Genomic DNA, 19,232 nt, shown 5'->3' with positions numbered 1-19,232 from the left:
GACGTTTTATATGCTGGTTACTAAACATTGCAATATAGTGGATTTAGACACTCATTAAAAAGCCGGTTAAGTTTTCTTTTTTAGTGAGTTCTAATTTTTTTCTAAATCGATAACGTGCTAATTCGACGCCACCATTGGAAATGTTCATAATTTCTGCAATTTCTTTGGTAGACATATTCATCAATAAATAGGTAGCTAAGTCCATTTCTCGAGGCGAGACGGTCGGATATTTTTCTTTTAGTCTTTTTAAAAAGTCAAAATGAACATTTTTAATGTGTTTTTCTAAGTCCTTCCAACTCTTGTCATTGTTTACTTCCTTTACGATACTTTTATTTAATTTTGTGACCTGAAATTTAGTGGTTTCATCTAAATCCTTTACTTCGATTTCTTTTACTTTTTGTAAAATTCCATTAAGTATTTTGTTTTTCTTTACTACTTGTAATGAATTTGTGACGAGCTCTTTGTCTTTCGATAGTATTTGAATTTGTAACTTATCGCTTTTCAATTTTTCAATTTCTTTTTCTAAATCGTATTGTTCTTGTCGTATTTTGTTTTCGCGTTCCAAATAAAGTCGGCGCTGCTCAATAGTTTCGTAATATTTGTTTTTCCTAATTTTTAACTTTATTCTGTTGGAAACGCCATAAACAGCGATTGCAAGTAGTACGAAATAACCCATAACTGCGAGCCAATGTCTGTACCATGGTGGAGAAATTGTAAAACTCACCGTGAAATGTCGCGGAACACATCGATGAAGCTTACAAAACTGCAGCCGAATCTACTACATTGTTAAAAAATAACAATTCAGTTTTACTCTTAAATAAAAATGAAAAAATAGTAGTAACAGGTCCTACTGCCAACAGCATGAAATATTTAAATCGAGGCTGGTCGTATACTTGGCAAGGTGAAAATTCAGATTTATATGCTGCTGATAAATTTACTATTTAGAGGCTTTTCAAGATAAATTAGGAAAAGAAAATGTCTTGTATACCGCTGGTGCAGATTTAGAAATTGAGGATGAAGCTGAAATTCAAAAGGCTGTTGATTTAGCCAAAAATGCCTCAAAAATTGTGTTGTGTTTAGGAGAGAAAAATTATACAGAAACTCCCGGAGATATTAGTAGTTTGTACATAAGTACTTCTCAAATTAAGTTAGCGTTGGCTTTGGCAAAATTAAATAAACCTATTGTTTTGGTTTTAAACGAAGGAAGACCGAGATTAATTAGTGATTTTGCCGATAAAATGAGTGCAGTGGTACAATGTTATTTACCCGGAAATGAAGGAGGAAGAGCCTTGGTTGATATTTTATATGGAGATATAAATCCAAGTGGGAGATTGCCATACAACTATCCAAGATTTCCAAATTCATTAGAAAAGTACAACAGGAAACACACTGAAAGTATTTCTGAACTGGAACAGAATGACGATGCGAAATACGAGAAAAGTTATTTGCCACAATTTGAATTTGGAACAGGATTGTCTTATACCACTTTTAAATATTCTAATTTAAATATTGATAAAAAAGAAGTTACAAATAGCGACGTTATTACCGTTTCCGTTACAGTGAGCAACACGGGGCAAAAAGCCGGAAAAGAAGCTGTTTTATTATATTTATCAGACAATTATGCAACTATTACTCCTGAATATAAAACGTTGAAGCGTTTTCAAAAAATTGATTTAGCTCCAAAGGAAACGCAAACGCTCACTTTTACTTTAAATCAAAAAGACTTGCAATTTGTAAATAATGATTTAAAATGGATTTCGGAAAAAGGAACCTTTACGATACAAGTAGGGGATTTAAAACAAGATTTTTTATTGAAATAAACTCAAGTACAAATCAAAATTAAAATATAATAAAAAACACCTTTCTACTTTAGAGAGGTGTTTTTTGTTAAAATTTTTTAGGATAACTGATAGTCCTTTAGATTTTCAAGTAAATGGTCTAAATAAAAATAGCTCAAATCAATTTAAAAAAAAGCCAGGCTTTTAGAAATTTACAATAAATTTCGATATTTTATTTACTCCATTTCCATTCTTCTGCTTTGTCCACCTCGATCTCCACGGCCACTTTGCTTGCTATTACTCCCTGCAAAGCTTTTTATTTTATATATAAGTGAGAACATAACATAACGTTTTAAAATCGTGTTTTCTTCGTCACGAATAGCAGTTGCAGAAATAGTGCGGGTACTGCTTAAATTTTGGTTCAATATGTCGTACACCTTTACTTTGGCAACCAATTGCTCTTTATAAAAGTTATACGATAAGCTCGTATTCCACAAGAAAAAATCTTTTTTAAATTCGGACGAAAGATTTGAGTTGTACGTATACCCAAAATCGTTTCCGAAAATCCAGTTTTTTGGCCAGTAGTTGGTTATTTGCAAATTAGCTCTATGCACAAAGTTAGAAGTAGAGTTAACGGTATAATTTGTAAAGTGCGTTTCATTATAGGTTAAGCCGTAGCTCGGTGCGATTACTAACAAATCTTTTAATTCATAATTAAAATAAATTCTAGGACTCAAACCAAACGACTGGGCATCGTATAATACGGCGTTTGTAAATCCTTTTGACTTTCCCAGACTAGCATTAAATGCAGCTCCGTATCGGTAACTGTAGCCCTCCTTTTTGATAGATTGACTCCAATTTGCGCCAACAGCTGTCGCGTATGTTCCAGATACATTTTTATAGGTTGTCTGTCTTTTACTGTCTGCATCGTAAATAGAAGCCGAGATAACTTCATTGTCAAAAAATTCTCCTCTCACGTACAAACTATAACCAGAACGGGTTTTAAAATCAAAATTTCTATAATTTAAATTAACATTCTGCGATTCTGTCGGATTCAAGTCAGGGTTTCCAACAACGGTATTTAAGGGATTAGACAAATCAATAACAGGGAGTAAGGCATCGGCAGATGGCAAAGCAACTGAGTAATTGTATCGTGCAGTGATAAATTTAGAACGTTCAAATTTGTATCTGATTTGTGCCGAAGCATTGGGCAAAAGATATTTTTTATTTAAATCAGTACGAATTCCTACGTAATCTGAATGGTTGTCGTACTGTGTAAGGGCAGTTTCTGAATTAAAATTTAACCTTAATTTTTCATCCTGATACGTAAATCCTGCTTTCGGGCGTATTGTATTTTGAGTCGATGCGGTATAATTTGTCAAGGAAGCATTTACATCAGAATAGGATTGTGTCAAAGCATCAAAGTCATACGTTTTTACATTATCTACAGAATTCTTCCATTCATAATCAGCACCAATTCTAAAACGGATTTTGTCAGTAATAGGTTCCGTATATTCAAAATCTGCCGAATAGGAGTCGCTGCTTCTTTTGTTAATTTTATTCTGATTTCTACTATCGGTTTGCTCTCCTGTTTGGTAGAATGTGGTTTCTGATTGATTCAATTGCTCCGAATCGGATACCGAATTATTGTTGTTTAAAACCAAACTCAAGTTTCGCGTAGGCTTCTTGAAACTTTTATTAAAGTTTATCGAATTGGCAAAATTGGTTGCGTCGGTTTCTTTGTACGAGTCAGAATTGGCGTCGTTTAATAATTCGTCGTTTTCATTGCGAGAAAAACTACTTGAAGAATTAGTACTGTTGCTTCTGGTAGTACTGTATTTGGGCGCAACAAATATTTTAATAGTTGGAGTTGCATTATATTCTAATTCAAAATTAGCTTTATTTCCCGTGGATTCATTTCTAGATTTCGATTCAGATTCAGTTGTAAAAGCCCCCGTTGGAAGTAGATTCGCTTGTTTAGATTTACTGTCATTTTCGTTGACGCTGTTCGAAAAATTATAATTTCCAAGACCGTCTAAATTTTCTAAAAGTTTATCTGAATAATTTATACCAAATAAATTGGTTGTGGTAATTCCTTTGCCACTCAAAGCAATTTTATTATTGGCATTATTTCGTCCGCCACCCATGTTGTCAAAAACCTCATCATTGGAAAGTCCTGTAGAATTTATATTATTAGAAGTTCCAATCGCGCTTATTTTTCGGTCTCCCTCAAAGTAATTCAGTACAAAACTGCTTTCATAGCGGTCATCCGTTCCGTAGCCACCTAAAAATTGACCAAAAAAACCTTTGTTCTTCTTTTCGTCTATAGTAAAATTTACGCTAGTCAAATCAGAAGCGGCTTCTTGTTTGGAGTATTCTTCTTTTTTAGTCTTATAATCTGAAACCTGAACTTTGTTTATAATTTCTGCAGGTAGATTTTTCAATAATATGGCGCCATCTCGGTCAAAAAATGGTTTTCCGTTCACTAAAAATTGATTTACTTCTTTTCCATTTACTAGCATTTTGCCGTCGGCATTGATTTCAAAACCAGGCAATTCTTTCAGTAAAGTTTCGACATTGGCATCTGGTCTCACCTTAAAACTTGCAGCGTTAAACTCAACGGTATCATCCTTAATTTTAATGCCAGCCACTTCGTTTTTGATGATTACTTCTTTCAAAGCATTTGCATTTTCCATTAATAAAATGGAATCAAAATCGCTATCTGACGAAATATTTTTAAAAACTTCAATAGTAGACTGAAAACCTATAAAGCTGACTTTTAAATAAACTGGATTGTCTGTTTTTTTAGCAGTAATTCTAAAATAGCCGTTCTTATCAGTGGTTGAATAATTTATTTTTAAAGAGTCTTTCGAAAATCCAAGAAAGATTTCCGCTCCCTCTAGAGGTTGCTGGCTGCTAAAGTTTAAAACTCTTCCTTTTACAACGAATTCGTTTTGTGCTTGCGCAAGAAAACTGCAAAATATAAATAACAGTAATAAGTATCTTTTCGACATGTTTGGTTAATTAAGTGCTAATTGGACACTTAAAAAGGAAAAAGGTTTAACGACACTGCAGTAAACTGCTGCAATTAAAATTAATGCACTGCAGTAAACTGCTGCAATTATCATTAATGCACTGTAGTTTTAGAAAAAAGATTCAGTATTAAGACGCCAACAATAATAAATGCTAGCCCTATAATTGCAGGTAAATCGGGAATTTGTTTAAAAAAAATGGCACCTACTATAGTAATTAAAACAATTCCGACTCCAGACCAGATGGCATACGCAATTCCGACGGGAATAGTTCTAATCGCAAAACTCAAAAAGTAAAAAGCACCGAAATAACCAATAATTGTAATGACAGTAGGAAGTAACTTGGTAAATTCGGCCGATTTTTTTAATGCTGTTGTGGCAATAATTTCGCAGATAATTGCAATACCTAAAAATAAAAAGTTTTTCATGTTTTTGATTTGTACAAATTTACTCTTTATTGTGTTTTTCAACACATAATAGCATCATTTTAAAGTTCTAACAAAGTCGTTTTAATTCTAACAAAGAACATAAGGCTATGAAGAAGACATTATAATTTCCTTAAAAATACTTTGAAGTAGTGGTTCGTACTCTACGTTTCTGATTTTTATCTGATTTTTTTAAAGAAATCCTGAGCGGCTTTAATAATTGCAGGGTTTAAAAAAGAGTTATTTATTAGGCTCTTTTTTCTTTTCTTTTTTCTCTGCGTTTCCCGATTTTTCCAGTTCTTTTGCTCGTTTCTCTTCTTCTTGCTTTTTAGCGAATTCTTCTTTCTTTAATTTCGAAGTTTCAATTTCTTTTTTAAAATTTTCAATTTTTGCGTTACTAGCGCCTATTTTCGATTGTATTTTGTTTTTCTGCTCTACTGCCTTTATGATTTGCTTCTTTGCTTTTTCTGTATTTTTATCAAAATCTTTTCCATAAGTATTCAGTTGCTCTTGTTTTACTCTTAAAGCAGCTTGTTGGCGCAAGGACTTTTCCTCCAACTTCATGCGTTTTCGCTCTTCCTTAGCTAATTTATTTTCTACCGATTGAACATTGCTTTGCATGCGAGCCATAGTGCGCTGTTGCTGTTGCATCTGCATAAACATTCGGTTTTGATTGGCAAACATATAATTGGAAGTTTGCATTTGTCGTTGTGCACTAGAAAATTGTGCATTGGTAGCGAAAGGCAAAACAAGTACAAAGAGTACGATAAGACGTTTTTTCATGAGTAGGTTTTATAATTAGAAATTGCAACCAAATATAAATCTATAGTTTTAAAATTATAGACATACTTAATTTTTAAACCTGTTAAAATGATGATTTTATCTTTTCTATTTGTTGCAAGTGTCTCATAATGTGGTTGAGGTAAAACTGAAATGCATCTCCTAGTTGGAGCCTAATAAAACTTGAAATTGAAATATTTATTTTAGTTTGGCTTAAACTAACTGTTCGAGATTGATTTAGTAGTTCTAAGAGTTTCATTTGTTGATTGATAAATGTATCAATAACTGTTCGATCAATTTGATTATTTAAAGGATTTTTATTTTTGAAAGTTTTCATCTTGTTCAAGTTTTCTTTGGGCAACATGCTTTTCGCAAAGTAGTTTCCTAAAAGCCCACTTTTAAATTCTATCTCAGTTGTAGTTATGCTTTTTGCAATTTTACTCTCAATTTCTGGCAAGTAAAAATCTCCGTATAAATTTAAATGTTGCAAGCATTCCAAAATGTTCCAGGACTTTTGGTTTTCTCTAAAAGTCAAAACGTCCAATTCGCAACCTTTCAGGATTTTAGCTTGCGCTATTATTTGCTTTGTTTGCTCGATTAGTTGGGTTATTAATTTTTCTGATTGCATAATTTGGTTTCTTTAATCAAAGATCTTAAAAATAATTTCTTTGATTGTTGACTGAAATCAAGATTTTTTTAAACGGGATAAAGTTTCAGGACTCATACGCAAGTAATTAGCAATGTGTTTATTTGGAATTTCCTGAAAAAGTTGCGGACTTCTTTTCAAAACCCTCAGATAACGTTCTTTTGGAGAACTGGTAAGAATGTCAATTTCACGTTCCATTTGTTGTATAACGAGTTCTTCTAAAATGGTGGTCCAGAGCTTTAGATGGGTTTCAGTTTTTAAAAGCTGGTCAATTTCTGGTTTAGTGATTACCTTTATAACGGTCTTTTTAATCGCTTGAATGTAAAAGTTAGATGGCTTGCCAGTAAGAAAAGAATCTAGTGAAGTGACGATATTAGATTGGTATCCAAATCGAATGGTTTGTTCTTGGTCATCATCTAAAACGAAAACCCGTAAACTTCCGCTTTCAATATAATACACATTCGTATCAATAGTGCCTTTAGTTTTTAAAAATTCGTTTCTTTCGATGGTGATTGTCTGCTTTGAAAGTGCTACAATTTCTTTCATTATTGTTTTAAATTATTTGCTGTATGAAAAATTAAAGATATAAAAAATGAGATTGTTGAGAAGAAAATACGGTTTAATAAGATAAAGGGATTTTGTAGCTCGTGCAGAATGAAATGGACAGCAAGTACTGGCCCATAAACAAAAAACCGCACGTTTTTGCGAGAGTTTTGTGTTTTTAGTTCCTAATGATTATTCATTAATCTAGTGTCTGTAGTGTTCGGGACTGTAAGGGACTGAAATCTCTATGCCAATGTAAGCCGCTTGGTTGTCACGAAAACCTCTAATAAAACGCCTAATATAGCTAAGGGTAAGAAAACTACTTTTTCATCGATGGTTGGTAAAATATAATCGTCATTGTCTAATGCCGTGTTGTTTTTCCATAATTCTACTTGAGTCAAAATTTTGTTGGTGAATGATTTGCTAAAATTAGCAAATCAAAATACTACTAAATTTTACTACTATTTTTAGGAGTTATTTCGATAAAATAACTAATAGTCGAAATGTCTAACTATGCTGATGTAAAATTAATTTGCCAGATTTAAAAGTGAAGATCACATCTATTTTAGAGAAAGATAATTTTGAGAAACCCAAAAAAGCGTCGCGGTTTGGAAAAATAAATTTCATCAAAAATTGAATGATATGTTGTAGAAATCAAAAAACCTCAATTTGTAAAAATTGAGGTCTTTTTAAATCTGATAAATTTAAAATTAATTAAATTTGTTTGAAATATGAGCAATTGTGTCTTCATCGGTCATTTTGTTGCTAGTACATTCAGAAGTTTTCACATTCTTGTATTGTGAAGTTTCAGCAAGATAATTAATAAATTGTTCTTGAACGACACCAGTTCCCGTTACATGCAATTCATCAACATTCTGCATATGAGAAAGAATTTCTTTAAAGAATTTTGTTCTCAACGTTACCTCGTGATTATGTTCTGCATTTTCATTTGAATTTCCAGGAACTCCGCTGTATTTTTCGTGACCAAGTACTTTAAATTCACCTTCATTGTTTTCATCTCTACCTATTATTGTGGCATGTTGAGAATCCATCCAAACTCCGAATTGTTTTTTATTATTGTTTGACATTTTCTTAATTATTTAAGTTATAATATAAATATCAATTAAATTCGAACTAAGAAATTACAATATTTTACATATTAATTGTATAATAATCGTCTATGAAAAGCTAAGGATAACTTTGCATAAAATATAATTAAACAAAAAAACCCCAATTTCTATCGAAATCAGGGTTTAATTCTTAAATCACAACTCGCTACAGCACCCGAGCCTAAAAGGAGAACAGGCGTAGCAATCTAAAATGTTCTAGTATCTGTAGTATTCTGGTTTGTATGGTCCAGCAACTTCAACGCCAATGTATGCGGCTTGATCGTCACGCAAAGTTTCTAACTCAACGCCTAATTTTGCAAGGTGTAAAGCAGCCACTTTTTCATCTAAAATTTTAGGCAACATGTATACGTCGTTTTTGTACGAAGCACTGTTTTTCCACAATTCGATTTGAGCCAAAGTTTGGTTTGTAAATGAGTTACTCATTACAAAACTTGGGTGACCTGTAGCACAACCAAGGTTTACCAAACGACCTTCAGCCAAAATGATGATGTCATTTCCAGCAATTGTATATTTGTCAACTTGTGGTTTGATTTCGATTTTTGATGCACCGTGGTTTGTGTTCAACCAAGCCATATCAATTTCGTTGTCAAAATGTCCAATGTTACAAACAACCGTTTTGTCTTTCATTTGTTCAAAATGACTTCCAAGAACGATGTCTTTATTTCCAGTTGTAGTAATGATGATATCAGCATTTCCAACAACACTATTTAGTTTTTTAACTTCAAAACCGTCCATTGCTGCTTGTAAAGCACAAATAGGATCAATTTCAGTAACTGTAACAATAGATCCAGCACCTCTAAAAGAAGCAGCAGTTCCTTTTCCTACGTCACCGTATCCGCAAACAACCACTCTTTTTCCAGCCAACATTAAATCTGTTGCACGACGAACCGCATCAACAGCCGATTCTTTACAACCGTATTTGTTGTCAAATTTAGATTTAGTTACCGAGTCATTTACATTAATTGCAGGCATTGGCAATGTTCCTGCTTTTACTCTTTCGTACAATCTGTGCACTCCAGTAGTCGTCTCTTCAGACAATCCTTTAATTCCAGCTACTAATTCTGGGTAACGGTCAATAACCATGTTGGTTAAATCTCCACCATCGTCCAAAATCATATTCAATGGTTTTCTGTCTTCGCCAAAGAACAAAGTTTGCTCAATACACCAGTCAAAATCTTCTTCGTTTAGGCCTTTCCAAGCATAAACCTGAATTCCAGCAGCAGCAATAGCAGCAGCAGCTTGATCTTGAGTAGAGAAAATATTACAAGAACTCCAAGTAACCTCAGCACCAAGAGCAATTAAAGTTTCAATTAAAACAGCCGTTTGAATCGTCATGTGCAAGCATCCAGCGATACGAGAACCTTTTAGCGGTTGCTCGTCTTTGTACTCTGAACGAAGCGCCATAAGACCTGGCATTTCAGCTTCAGCCAATTCAATTTCTTTTCTTCCCCACGCTGCTAGAGAAATGTCTTTTACTTTGAAAGCCACAAAAGGCATAGTTGTAGTACTCATTTATAGTATATTTGTAAGTGTAAAATTTTTGCAAATTTAGGGAATACTTTTTTGAAGTCGGCTATTTTATTCTAGATTTATGAATTGTTTAATAACTTAATCTTTAGAATAATAGCTAATTTTATTAATAAGGAGCCAATCCCGTCATCCGCTGTATCTTTTGTGGCAAACAATGCCACAAAAGGATGCCGCTACTACCGGGGCTAAAAAGTGCTAGATGCTAACATTGTTTTACCAACCAACCATTTAATATTCAGAATTCAAGCAAATGCCTCTATACAAAACAATTGCTCCAAACGAAAACACTCAATTATTAGTTTGGAAGATCACCGAATCCTTAAACGAACTAAAAGCGCAAGTAGCGCTAAAGCCAAACATGCAATTGCGCTTGGATGGCATGAAATCTGAGTTGCACCAAAGAGCTTTTTTGAGCGTTCGTATGTTATTAAAAAAACTAGGCTTGACCGATTTTAATTTGTATTATGATGCTTCGGGAAAACCACATTTAGACAACGGCAAACACATTTCAATCACCCATTCCAATCAATTCGCTGGCATTATCGTCAGTGATCAACCTACAGGAATAGATATCGAATTGCAGCGCGATAAGATTCAGCGTATTGCTACTAAATTTGCCGATAAAGAATTTACTTATCTAAATCCTGAAAACACAGCAGAATACATCAAACAACTCACCGTGATTTGGGGAGCCAAAGAAGCCATTTTCAAAATAAGAAATGAAAAAGGAATCAGCTTCAAAGATCATATAGAAGTTGATTCCTTTAAGGGAAATAAAAATTCGACAAGCGCGTATTTACAATTTTCGGGTCTTTCAGTTAAATTTGGGGTAGAATTTACCGAAATAGAAAATTGTATTTTAGTGTACGCTTCTCAGTATTAAAAAAACAGAAATATACTAGTAGGTTAGATGGGAAAGCAGATTTTATTTTTTTATGCAGGTTTTCTTTCTCGGTTTTGAAAGATATTTAAATATAAAAAAGTACTCATTTTACGAGCTCTTCTTTTTAAGATATCCGCATTTTCCCCTTCAAAAAGAAGGTCAATTGTGGCAAACCAATTGTTCAGCCAAACGCCAAATAATTCAGGAGTAATTGCTCCTTGGTATTTCTCGTCTACCTGATTGTGTGCCACAATCGGATTGCCGTGAAAATTACGTCCGCCAAATAAATTCATCTCCCAAAAATCGGTCAACTTTTCTAGATGAGCAGGCCAATCTTTAATTGTTTCATTAAAATAGAAACCAATTTCGTCATTCTCACGAATCGTGTCGTAAAAAGTATGGACTAAAAGTGCAACATCCTCACGGTTTTCTATTTCTTTTTTCATTTAGAATTTAGTTAGAATTTAAAATAATAAATAAGGTACTAAAAAAAGCACTAGCAAGTACAAAGTTGAAGATCATTTTATGGCCCAACTGTGCCAAAATACCGGTATTCACACCCATACAAAGCAGTACAATAACTCCTAATTGAGCCATTTGCCACAATGACGTACCATTTGCTAAAATGGTCATTGCTGCAGCGCCGCCTAAGCAACTTTGTGCTAACAAGGCTAATGTTGCAGAACTAATATAAGTTTGATTGAATTTTTCGAATATATTGTTATATAGTGTCATAGTACATAGTTTTTATACTACAAAGATACAGCCACAGCCACGCAGTAGTTTATGACTCAAATCATAAACACTGTTTTATCGATACACTTTTCGGCTTATAATTTTTACTTCGCCTTTTTTTTCTAACGATTTTATGGCACGAATTACCGTTTCTACTCGCAATCCCGTTAAGTCTCCAATTTGCTGTCTCGTTAGATTGATGAGGTAGCCATTTTCGTCTTTTTTGAAATTGAAAAAAGTGATCGAATAATCAAACAAGCGCAATACACGATGTTCGGGTTCATGGTTAGATATTTCGGCGGCCATAACCGATTTGTAGTATAGCCGTTGCGCTAAATTTTCAATGACCTTTAAACTCACATCTGGATTGTCATGCAAAAGTTCCATAAAACTGCTTTTAGGCAGTACGTACAATTGCACATCTTCAACTGCAACCGCATTGGCAGGATAATCGCGATTTAAAAACAAAGGCGGTTCTCCAAAACATTGATTTTCATTAAAAAAACCTTGAATAAATTCGCGGCCATCATCATTAAAGTTATTCATTTTTACTTCTCCCGAAAGAATTTGAAAATAATGAGAGGGACTTTTGCCTTCTTCAAATATCAACTCATTTTTAGAATAGGATTTAATTTGAACTCCATATTTTTGAAGCAGTGAACTAGCAATCATTATTGGTTTTTTAAGGTTGTTTGTTTGGTACAAAATTTAGTTTGAAGCAAATCAATTTCGATAGACATGAATTCTGCTTTACCGCAGTTGCTCAAAGATAATTCATTATAAATAGTAAACAGCCATCAAAAAAAATTTACTTTTGCAGCCATTATGCAAAATCAAACCAAGATCATTTACCACGAAATTTTAAAAGCCAAAGAAGCCCATAAAAAACTACTTGCCATTTTATTAGATCCTGATAAAATTGAGGTAAAAAGTATACCAGCACTTGTCCAAAAAATACAACTTTCGCCAGCGACTCATATTTTTGTAGGAGGCAGCATCGTAACTAATTTTATTTTAGAAGAGTTGTTAACCGAGTTGCGAAATAGTATCGATTTGCCCATCGTTTTGTTTCCTGGCGATCCTACTCAAATTTCAGACAAAGCAGATGCTATCTTGTTTTTGTCGTTGTTGTCGGGCCGAAATTCTGATTATTTAATTGAATACCAGGTGCAGGCAGCGCCAATTCTTAAAAAAACAAATCTCGAAATTATTTCTACAGGGTATATTTTAATAGAAAGTGGAAGCGAAACGGCTGTCGCTCGCGTGAGTAAAACAACTCCTTTGCAAAGAGAAAACTTAGATTTGGTTTTAGCAACTGCACAAGCCGGTGAAATGTTAGGCACAAAATTAATTTATCTCGAAGCGGGAAGTGGTGCTAAACAGGCTATATCATTACAAATGATTTCTTTAATCGCCAAAAATGTTAGTATTCCTGTAATTGTGGGTGGAGGAATTGTAACTTTGCGCCAAATTCAAGAAGCACATCAAGCGGGAGCCGATTTAGTAGTAATTGGAACTGCTTTTGAAAATGACAATGGATTTTTTGAAACTATAAAACCAACCAAATAACCAACCAGAATGATTGATTTTTTTATTGAAGCTTATAAAAATGTTCCCTTATGGCATATTGCGCTTGAATTTATTGCATTTGTGTTTGGGATATTAAGTGTTTGGTTTGCTAAAAAAGAAAACATTTGGGTGTATCCAACGGGATTGATTGCAACTGTAATTTCAATCTACCTGTTTTATACGGCGGGATATTTGGGCGATATGATGATCAATGCCTACTTCTCTATAATGAGCATTTACGGCTGGTATTTATGGTCTCAAGGAACTATTTTCGAAGATAATTTACCTATTACACGAACTAATAATAAAGAAAAAATAATTGCTTTTGCATTATTTGTGGTGACCATATTAGTGGTTTTCGGAATTTATAAATTTTTTGATTATCCAATTCATACAGATAATTACATCGATATTTTTTCGTCAGGAATATTTTTTGCAGGAATGTGGTTGATGGCCAAAAAGAAAATCGAAAATTGGACGTTATGGATTATAGGTGATATTATAGTAGTGCCTCTGTATGCTTATAGAGGTTTAGGAATGATATCGTTACAGTATTTAATTTTTACAATATTAGCTATTTCTGCTTATTTAGAATGGAAAAAAACCTTAGACAAGACAGTACCACAATCTTAAAAATTGCTTTGTTCGGGCCAGAGAGTACTGGCAAAACCACGTTGGCAAAACAATTGGCTGCATTTTATAAAACAGAATGGGTACCCGAGTTTGCACGCGATTATTTGCAAGAAAAATGGGAAGAGAATGGGCACATTTGCGTATCCGATGATTTATTGCCTATTGCTTACGGTCAGATGCAATTAGAAAACGAGAGATTACAATCAGCTCATCAATACTTATTTTGTGATACCAACTTAATGGTGACCAAAGTGTTTTCTGAAATTTATTACGGTTTTTGCGATCCTGCTTTAAATGAGGCTGCAGTAGAGCATGAGTACGATTTGTTTTTTTTAACCAATATTGATGTGCCTTGGGAGAAAGACGACATTCGGGATACCGATGAAGGCAGAGAAACTGTTTTTTCTGTTTTTAAAGATACGCTGATCCAATTTAACAAGCCGTTTATTACTATTTCGAGCAATAAAGAAGAGCGACTCAAAAAGGCCACACGAATTATTTCTGATTTAACAGAGGCTAAAGAGATGGGGTTCTCTTCAAATGATTTTGTACAGATTTACAAACACGGAATTCCGTTTTCAAAAATTAAAAAGCAATTAAAGATTTTAAAAGAGGGAATACCCGCCATCAATTTAAAGAAAGCGGCTACTCTAGGAAACGGAATAATCGCATTGTCTGAAGCTAACTTTGTAAAAAAAGCAACGTATTTCGACAGCAAAAAAGCAGATTTAAAATTGATGAAATTTGTTCCTGCTTCAGGAGCGGCTACTCGTATGTTTACGTTTTTAACTGCATTTGTAAATGATTTTAAAATCGAAAAGGAAAGCATAAATGCTTATATCAATCGTACAAAAGACATGCAGTTGCCTATTTTTATTATGGGAATGGAAAAGTTTCCTTTTTTTAAGGCGGTCGATAAAAAGTTAAGAAAAAAATATCGTGATTTTGATTCGCTATCTAGCGATTACAAGAACTTTTATTTTATAAAAATGTTACTTTCTTCATGTGGATTTGAATTTGCTAACAAGCCCAAAGCAGTAGTGCCATTTCACGAATATAAAGATCATATTGCAATGCCTATCGAAGAGCATTTGTTCGAGTGCAGTGCTTATGCAAACGCTAACGATCAATCAGAATTGCACTTTACGGTGTCTGCAAATCACCAGTCACTTTTTGAAGAAGCAGTACGTGAATTGCGAGCCAAGGTAGTACAAAAAACAAATTGTACTATTGCTGTTTCCTACTCGTATCAAGATCGAAAAACAGACGCACTAACCCTTGATTTACAAAACAATCCATTTAAAAACGAGAAAAACGAATTAGTGTTTAGACCAGGTGGCCATGGAGCACTAATTGAAAATATGAATAACTTGGATGCCGATATTGTTTTTGTGAAAAACATTGATAATATCATTCAAAATCATTTAGAAACTACTGCTTTATACAAAAAGGCACTGGCAGGAATACTGATAAAATTACAAGAAAAAGTATTTGAATATCTTGCTTTACTTGAAGATGGTACTGAGATTGCTACGCCAGAAATCAACGAAATTACAAAGTTTTTAAAAGAGAATCTAAATGAGAACATCAGTCTTGAAAACACTTCGATAAAAGAGCAGATTCAAGAATTACAAAAAATACTTAATCGTCCGATTCGAGTGTGCGGAATGGTTAAAAATGAAGGAGAACCTGGAGGCGGTCCTTTTTGGGTGGAAAATAGCAATGGAAAAATAGCGTTGCAAATTATAGAAACGTCTCAAGTAGATTTATCAAACGAAGAGCAGGTCGGAATTGTCAAAAAGTCCACTCATTTTAATCCTGTTGATTTGGTTTGCGGAATCAAGAATTACAAAGGTAAAAAGTTTGATTTAGCACAATTTGTCGATGTCAATACGGGATTTGTAGTTCGTAAAAGTGTGAATGGAAAGGGTGTTAAAAGTTATGAATTGCCCGGCCTTTGGAACGGTGCGATGGCCGATTGGTTGACTGTTTTTGTAGCGGTTCCACTAATTACTTTTAATCCGGTAAAAACCGTAAACGATTTATTAAAAGCAACACATCAGCCGCAATAATGGAAGTGCATAAAATCATATCAGAATTGCAGTTTAAAGCCGTCCGCAGCAGTGGTGCTGGTGGGCAAAATGTGAACAAAGTATCTTCAAAAGTAGTTTTGACTTTTGACTTGAATGCTTCGAGCGCATTAACTTCAGAAGAGAAATTACTTTTAGAAACAAAAGTAGCAAACCGATTGACTTCTGAAAATATTCTAATTCTTACTTGTGATGAAGATCGAAGTCAATTCAAAAATAAAGAAATTGTAATTAAGCGTTTTATTACTTTAATTACAAACGGACTAATAATTCCTAAAATTCGTAAAGAAACTAAGATTCCAAAGTCGGTTATCCGAAAACGAATAAAAAATAAAAAGATTATTTCAGAAGTAAAAAAGAATCGAAAAAAACCAGATTTAGATTAATGTTTTTAAACGAGTTATAGGAATAATATTGTAATACAAAATTAGCACCAATTAGTTAGTGTAAATTTCTGTTTACACGTTCTTCTTCAATTTATACTGTAGGCTGGATGAATTTTCGCATTCAAATAAAATGCATTGAATTTTTATTTTTGCAATTGATTCATGTAGTTTTTAAACCTACCTTTGCACCGTCTCAAAGGGGTGCTCTAAATAACGAGCTGAGATCATACCCAACGAACCTGAGCAAGTAATGTTGCTAAGGGAAATATGACAGATTTTGTAGTGAAAACTACCTATTTGTCAGCGGAACAATCATTTATTAATTTAAACAAAAAGAATAATTCCCCCTTTTATTCGTAATTATTTTACGGATGGAAAATTTTTCAAGTCGCAAAGTTGCAAAGTTGCAAAGTTGCAAAGGTTCAAAACAGACCTTCTCGGTTCTTCTCGTTTCTATTTTCTTCTCTTTTAATTCTTTTGCACAAGTTAAAGATTCTACTCAAGTCAATTCTCTCGATGAGGTATTGGTTTCTGCTGTTCGTGCAACCACCAAAACTCCCGTTTCTTTTAGTAATTTAGGTAAAAAAGAATTGAGCTATAGAAACTTAGCGCAAGACATTCCATTACTTATGAATTATTTACCTTCTGTGGTCACAACTTCTGATGCAGGAAACGGAATAGGTTATTCTGGAATTCGTGTTCGTGGCAGCGATGCAACTCGTGTCAATGTAACCATAAATGGAATCCCGTACAATGACGGAGAGAGTCAAGGTACTTTTTGGGTTAATATGCCTGATTTTGCTTCGTCTGTCGAAAGTTTACAATTGCAACGTGGCGTAGGAACATCAACAAACGGTTCTGGTGCTTTTGGTGCCAGTTTAAACATGTTGACAGATAGTTATGCTAGTAAAGCCAATGGGGAAATTTCAAATTCTTTCGGAAGTTTCAATACGCGTAAACATACGGTAAAGTTCAGTACAGGTTTATTAAACGATCATTTTGAACTGGCAGGGCGATTGTCAGCTTTACAATCCGATGGCTATATCGACCGCTCTGCTACCGATTTAAAATCATACTTTTTGCAAGGAACGTATTTGGGCAAAACTACTTTGATAAAAGCACTAGCTTTTGGAGGAACCGAGAAAACCGACCAAGCTTGGAACGGAATTGACGGTGAAACGTTGAAAGAAAATAGAAAATACAATTCGGCTGGAAAGTACACAGATGAAAACGGGACTACTCGTTTTTACGAGAATGAAACCGACAACTACCAACAAGATCATTACCAATTGCATTGGAGTGAAAGCTGGACGAGTAAATGGAGTTCTAACTTTGCGTTGCATTATACTAAAGGAAAAGGCTATTACGAAAATTATAAAGAAGATGCCGACATGGCCGATTACAATTTGACTGCTGTTGACTTGGTTACAACCACCGATTTAGTACGTCAGAAATGGTTAGAAAATGACTTTTACGGAACAACTTTTTCGTTAAAATACAGAGATGAAAATTTAGATGTAATTTTAGGAGGAGGTTTAAATAAATATGAAGGCGCTCATTTTGGAAAAGTAATTTGGGCACGTTATGCCTCGCAGTCAGAATTAGGCGATCGCTATTACGAAGATTTTGCAACCAAAACCGATGGTAATATTTTTGCAAAAGCCAATTATCAATTAACCGAACAATGGAGTTTGTATGGCGATTTGCAATACCGCCGCGTGGGGTATCAAGCCGACAGTTGGGATACCGGTTTGGTCGATGATACGTTTAATTTTTTCAATCCAAAAGCAGGTTTGAATTTTGAACTGAACGACAAAAACACCTTTTACTTTTCTTACGCTAGAGCCAATCGTGAACCCAACCGAACCGATTACGAAGGAAGATCTCCGAAGCCAGAAAAATTAAATGATTTTGAATTGGGATGGAGATTTAATTCAGAGAAAGTACAGGTAAGTTCGAACCTTTATTATATGGCGTACAAAGACCAATTAATCTTGACCGGAAGATTAGATGATGTTGGAAACCCAATTCGTTCCAATAGCGACAACAGTTACCGTTTAGGTCTAGAAGTTGATGCTACAATTTCTATTTCAGAGCAGTTTTTAATTCGTCCTAACGTTACTTTGAGTAGTAATAAAAATATAGATTTATCGGTAGATGGTCAAAATTACGGAACCACAGATATCGCATATTCTCCCGCTGTTATAGTCGGAAACGCTCTTGTTTATAAACCAATTCCAGGATTGCATATTGCTTTGCTTCAAAAATTTGTGAGCGAGCAATTTATGAACAATATCGAATTGCCAGCAGCTAAACTAACTGATTATTTTGTTAATGATTTGAATGCTTCTTATGAGATTAAAACGAAATCAGTTTTTAAATCTATCGTGGTTACTGGTTTAGTAAATAATATTTTAGATAAAAAATACGTTTCGAACGGTGCCATGTGGGATATTTATCCTTCGTATTATCCGCAAGCGGGAATTAATTTTCTATTAGGATTGACTTTGAAGTTGTAAGATCACGCAGTAAGTTCTATATAAAAAAGGCTGAAAACGATAAATTTTCAGCCTTTTTTATATCAATTATACACTCTTAAAACATTTCCCATTTGTTCTACTCGATATTGTTTCAGCGGATATTGTTTACTTCCTAAACCAGTAAACAAACTATATGCAACTTCATCGCAAGAACAAACAGCATTGATTCCTTTAATGGTCATCGGGACACAAGCACTCGGAATTTCATTGGGACAAGCCGCATCAAATGCATTGTAACCACTTCCAGTATTAAAAATAAGTAATCCTTTTATTCCTACACCGTTATAAAATACTCCGTTACTTGGAAACAATAATGCAGAGTATGCTGGAAGATTCATGTTGATTTCTGTCGCAAAACTGTAATTGGGTAAAAACGGATTATTGTTTTTAATTTCATTTTCGCTACACGAAAATAGAAGCATGGAAAAAAGCGAAATAAGGACTATTTTTTTCATTTTTGTACGGGTTAGAAAAACAAAAATAATTTATTTGAGACGTATCGCTATATGATTAACATTTAATTATGTACTAT

Annotated in this window: 20 protein-coding genes and 1 pseudogene; 8 read left to right on the top strand and 13 right to left on the bottom strand. The window is 33.9% G+C overall.

Translation table 11 applies throughout. From position 1 onward, the window contains the following. Positions 1–43: 43 nt before the first annotated feature. On the bottom strand, positions 44–724 hold the full coding sequence (locus ACRASX_RS03225) for a helix-turn-helix transcriptional regulator (protein ID WP_432222398.1): 681 nt from the start codon (positions 722–724) through the stop codon (positions 44–46). Between the two features lie 59 nt (positions 725–783). Between ACRASX_RS03225 and ACRASX_RS03220 the strand changes: the two genes are divergently transcribed. Together ACRASX_RS03220 and ACRASX_RS03215 are read left to right on the top strand one after the other, a co-directional pair. Beyond that, positions 784–945, top strand: coding sequence for a hypothetical protein (locus ACRASX_RS03220; protein ID WP_432222397.1), 162 nt, complete (start codon positions 784–786; stop codon positions 943–945). A 35-nt stretch (positions 946–980) separates the two neighbouring features. Continuing rightward, positions 981–1,820 carry a glycoside hydrolase family 3 C-terminal domain-containing protein gene (locus ACRASX_RS03215; RefSeq protein ID WP_231739651.1) on the top strand — a complete coding sequence of 280 codons (840 nt, stop codon included), beginning with the start codon at positions 981–983 and terminating at the stop codon, positions 1,818–1,820. Positions 1,821–2,014: 194 nt separating this feature from the next. On the opposite strand, the gene ACRASX_RS03210 is transcribed toward ACRASX_RS03215, so the two are convergent. The 8 genes and pseudogenes from ACRASX_RS03210 to ahcY all read right to left on the bottom strand — a co-directional run bounded on the left by ACRASX_RS03210 (position 2,015) and on the right by ahcY (position 9,846). After that, positions 2,015–4,792 carry an outer membrane beta-barrel protein gene (locus tag ACRASX_RS03210; RefSeq protein ID WP_432222396.1) on the bottom strand — a complete coding sequence of 926 codons (2,778 nt, stop codon included), beginning with the start codon at positions 4,790–4,792 and terminating at the stop codon, positions 2,015–2,017. Positions 4,793–4,905: 113 nt separating this feature from the next. Continuing rightward, positions 4,906–5,238 carry a DMT family transporter gene (locus tag ACRASX_RS03205; RefSeq protein ID WP_432222395.1) on the bottom strand — a complete coding sequence of 111 codons (333 nt, stop codon included), beginning with the start codon at positions 5,236–5,238 and terminating at the stop codon, positions 4,906–4,908. Between the two features lie 237 nt (positions 5,239–5,475). Then, positions 5,476–6,018, bottom strand: a complete 543-nt coding sequence (locus tag ACRASX_RS03200) for a hypothetical protein (RefSeq protein ID WP_432222394.1) — start codon at positions 6,016–6,018, stop codon at positions 5,476–5,478. A gap of 82 nt (positions 6,019–6,100) precedes the next feature. Continuing rightward, positions 6,101–6,643, bottom strand: coding sequence for a DinB family protein (locus ACRASX_RS03195; protein WP_432222393.1), 543 nt, complete (start codon positions 6,641–6,643; stop codon positions 6,101–6,103). 57 nt (positions 6,644–6,700) lie between these two features. Next, positions 6,701–7,207, bottom strand: coding sequence for a Crp/Fnr family transcriptional regulator (locus tag ACRASX_RS03190; RefSeq protein WP_432222392.1), 507 nt, complete (start codon positions 7,205–7,207; stop codon positions 6,701–6,703). Positions 7,208–7,449: 242 nt separating this feature from the next. After that, positions 7,450–7,620: pseudogene (locus ACRASX_RS03185) on the bottom strand (hypothetical protein); the annotation flags it as partial. Between the two features lie 294 nt (positions 7,621–7,914). Further along, positions 7,915–8,292 carry a hypothetical protein gene (locus ACRASX_RS03180; protein WP_432222391.1) on the bottom strand — a complete coding sequence of 126 codons (378 nt, stop codon included), beginning with the start codon at positions 8,290–8,292 and terminating at the stop codon, positions 7,915–7,917. A gap of 237 nt (positions 8,293–8,529) precedes the next feature. Then, positions 8,530–9,846 carry an adenosylhomocysteinase gene (gene ahcY / locus ACRASX_RS03175; protein ID WP_066311045.1) on the bottom strand — a complete coding sequence of 439 codons (1,317 nt, stop codon included), beginning with the start codon at positions 9,844–9,846 and terminating at the stop codon, positions 8,530–8,532. A 268-nt stretch (positions 9,847–10,114) separates the two neighbouring features. On the opposite strand from ahcY, the gene ACRASX_RS03170 reads away from it, so the two are divergent. Further along, complete coding sequence (locus tag ACRASX_RS03170; protein WP_432222390.1) at positions 10,115–10,747, top strand: 4'-phosphopantetheinyl transferase family protein; 633 nt, start codon at positions 10,115–10,117, stop codon at positions 10,745–10,747. 50 nt (positions 10,748–10,797) lie between these two features. Here the strand turns inward: ACRASX_RS03170 and ACRASX_RS03165 are convergent, their stop codons facing one another. From ACRASX_RS03165 to ACRASX_RS03155, 3 genes are all read right to left on the bottom strand, one after another. After that, on the bottom strand, positions 10,798–11,193 hold the full coding sequence (locus tag ACRASX_RS03165; RefSeq protein WP_066311040.1) for a group III truncated hemoglobin: 396 nt from the start codon (positions 11,191–11,193) through the stop codon (positions 10,798–10,800). Between the two features lie 7 nt (positions 11,194–11,200). Next, entirely contained in the window at positions 11,201–11,482 is a 282-nt protein-coding gene (locus ACRASX_RS03160) for a hypothetical protein (RefSeq protein ID WP_066311037.1), read from the bottom strand. Positions 11,483–11,557: 75 nt separating this feature from the next. Continuing rightward, positions 11,558–12,154 (bottom strand): Crp/Fnr family transcriptional regulator, encoded by a 597-nt coding sequence (locus tag ACRASX_RS03155; RefSeq protein WP_066311031.1) that lies wholly within the window; start codon positions 12,152–12,154, stop codon positions 11,558–11,560. Between the two features lie 153 nt (positions 12,155–12,307). Here ACRASX_RS03155 and ACRASX_RS03150 point away from each other — a divergent pair, with 153 nt between their 5' ends. The 5 genes from ACRASX_RS03150 to ACRASX_RS03130 all read left to right on the top strand — a co-directional run bounded on the left by ACRASX_RS03150 (position 12,308) and on the right by ACRASX_RS03130 (position 18,679). Continuing rightward, positions 12,308–13,051: a geranylgeranylglyceryl/heptaprenylglyceryl phosphate synthase gene (locus ACRASX_RS03150; RefSeq protein WP_432222389.1), complete on the top strand. Its 744-nt coding sequence runs from the start codon at positions 12,308–12,310 to the stop codon at positions 13,049–13,051. Positions 13,052–13,060: 9 nt separating this feature from the next. Beyond that, positions 13,061–13,684 (top strand): nicotinamide riboside transporter PnuC, encoded by a 624-nt coding sequence (pnuC, locus tag ACRASX_RS03145; RefSeq protein WP_432222388.1) that lies wholly within the window; start codon positions 13,061–13,063, stop codon positions 13,682–13,684. Then, the gene (locus tag ACRASX_RS03140) at positions 13,645–15,756 is read left to right on the top strand and encodes a DUF4301 family protein (protein ID WP_432222387.1); all 2,112 of its coding nucleotides are present in this window, start codon (positions 13,645–13,647) and stop codon (positions 15,754–15,756) included. Before pnuC ends, ACRASX_RS03140 begins: the two co-directional genes overlap by 40 nt. After that, a complete protein-coding gene (gene arfB / locus ACRASX_RS03135; RefSeq protein ID WP_066311016.1) occupies positions 15,756–16,160 on the top strand; it encodes an alternative ribosome rescue aminoacyl-tRNA hydrolase ArfB in 405 nt (134 codons plus the stop codon). Before ACRASX_RS03140 ends, arfB begins: the two co-directional genes overlap by 1 nt. 371 nt (positions 16,161–16,531) lie before the next feature. Then, positions 16,532–18,679 carry a TonB-dependent receptor gene (locus tag ACRASX_RS03130; protein ID WP_432222386.1) on the top strand — a complete coding sequence of 716 codons (2,148 nt, stop codon included), beginning with the start codon at positions 16,532–16,534 and terminating at the stop codon, positions 18,677–18,679. 62 nt (positions 18,680–18,741) lie between these two features. On the opposite strand, the gene ACRASX_RS03125 is transcribed toward ACRASX_RS03130, so the two are convergent. Further along, the gene (locus tag ACRASX_RS03125; protein WP_066311011.1) at positions 18,742–19,155 is read right to left on the bottom strand and encodes a hypothetical protein; all 414 of its coding nucleotides are present in this window, start codon (positions 19,153–19,155) and stop codon (positions 18,742–18,744) included. Positions 19,156–19,232: the final 77 nt, after the last annotated feature.

The sequence above is a fragment of the Flavobacterium sp. TMP13 genome (genome assembly GCF_050847115.1).
Classification (GTDB): Bacteria; Bacteroidota; Bacteroidia; order Flavobacteriales; family Flavobacteriaceae; genus Flavobacterium.
This window is presented reverse-complemented; position numbering and strand designations above follow the sequence as displayed.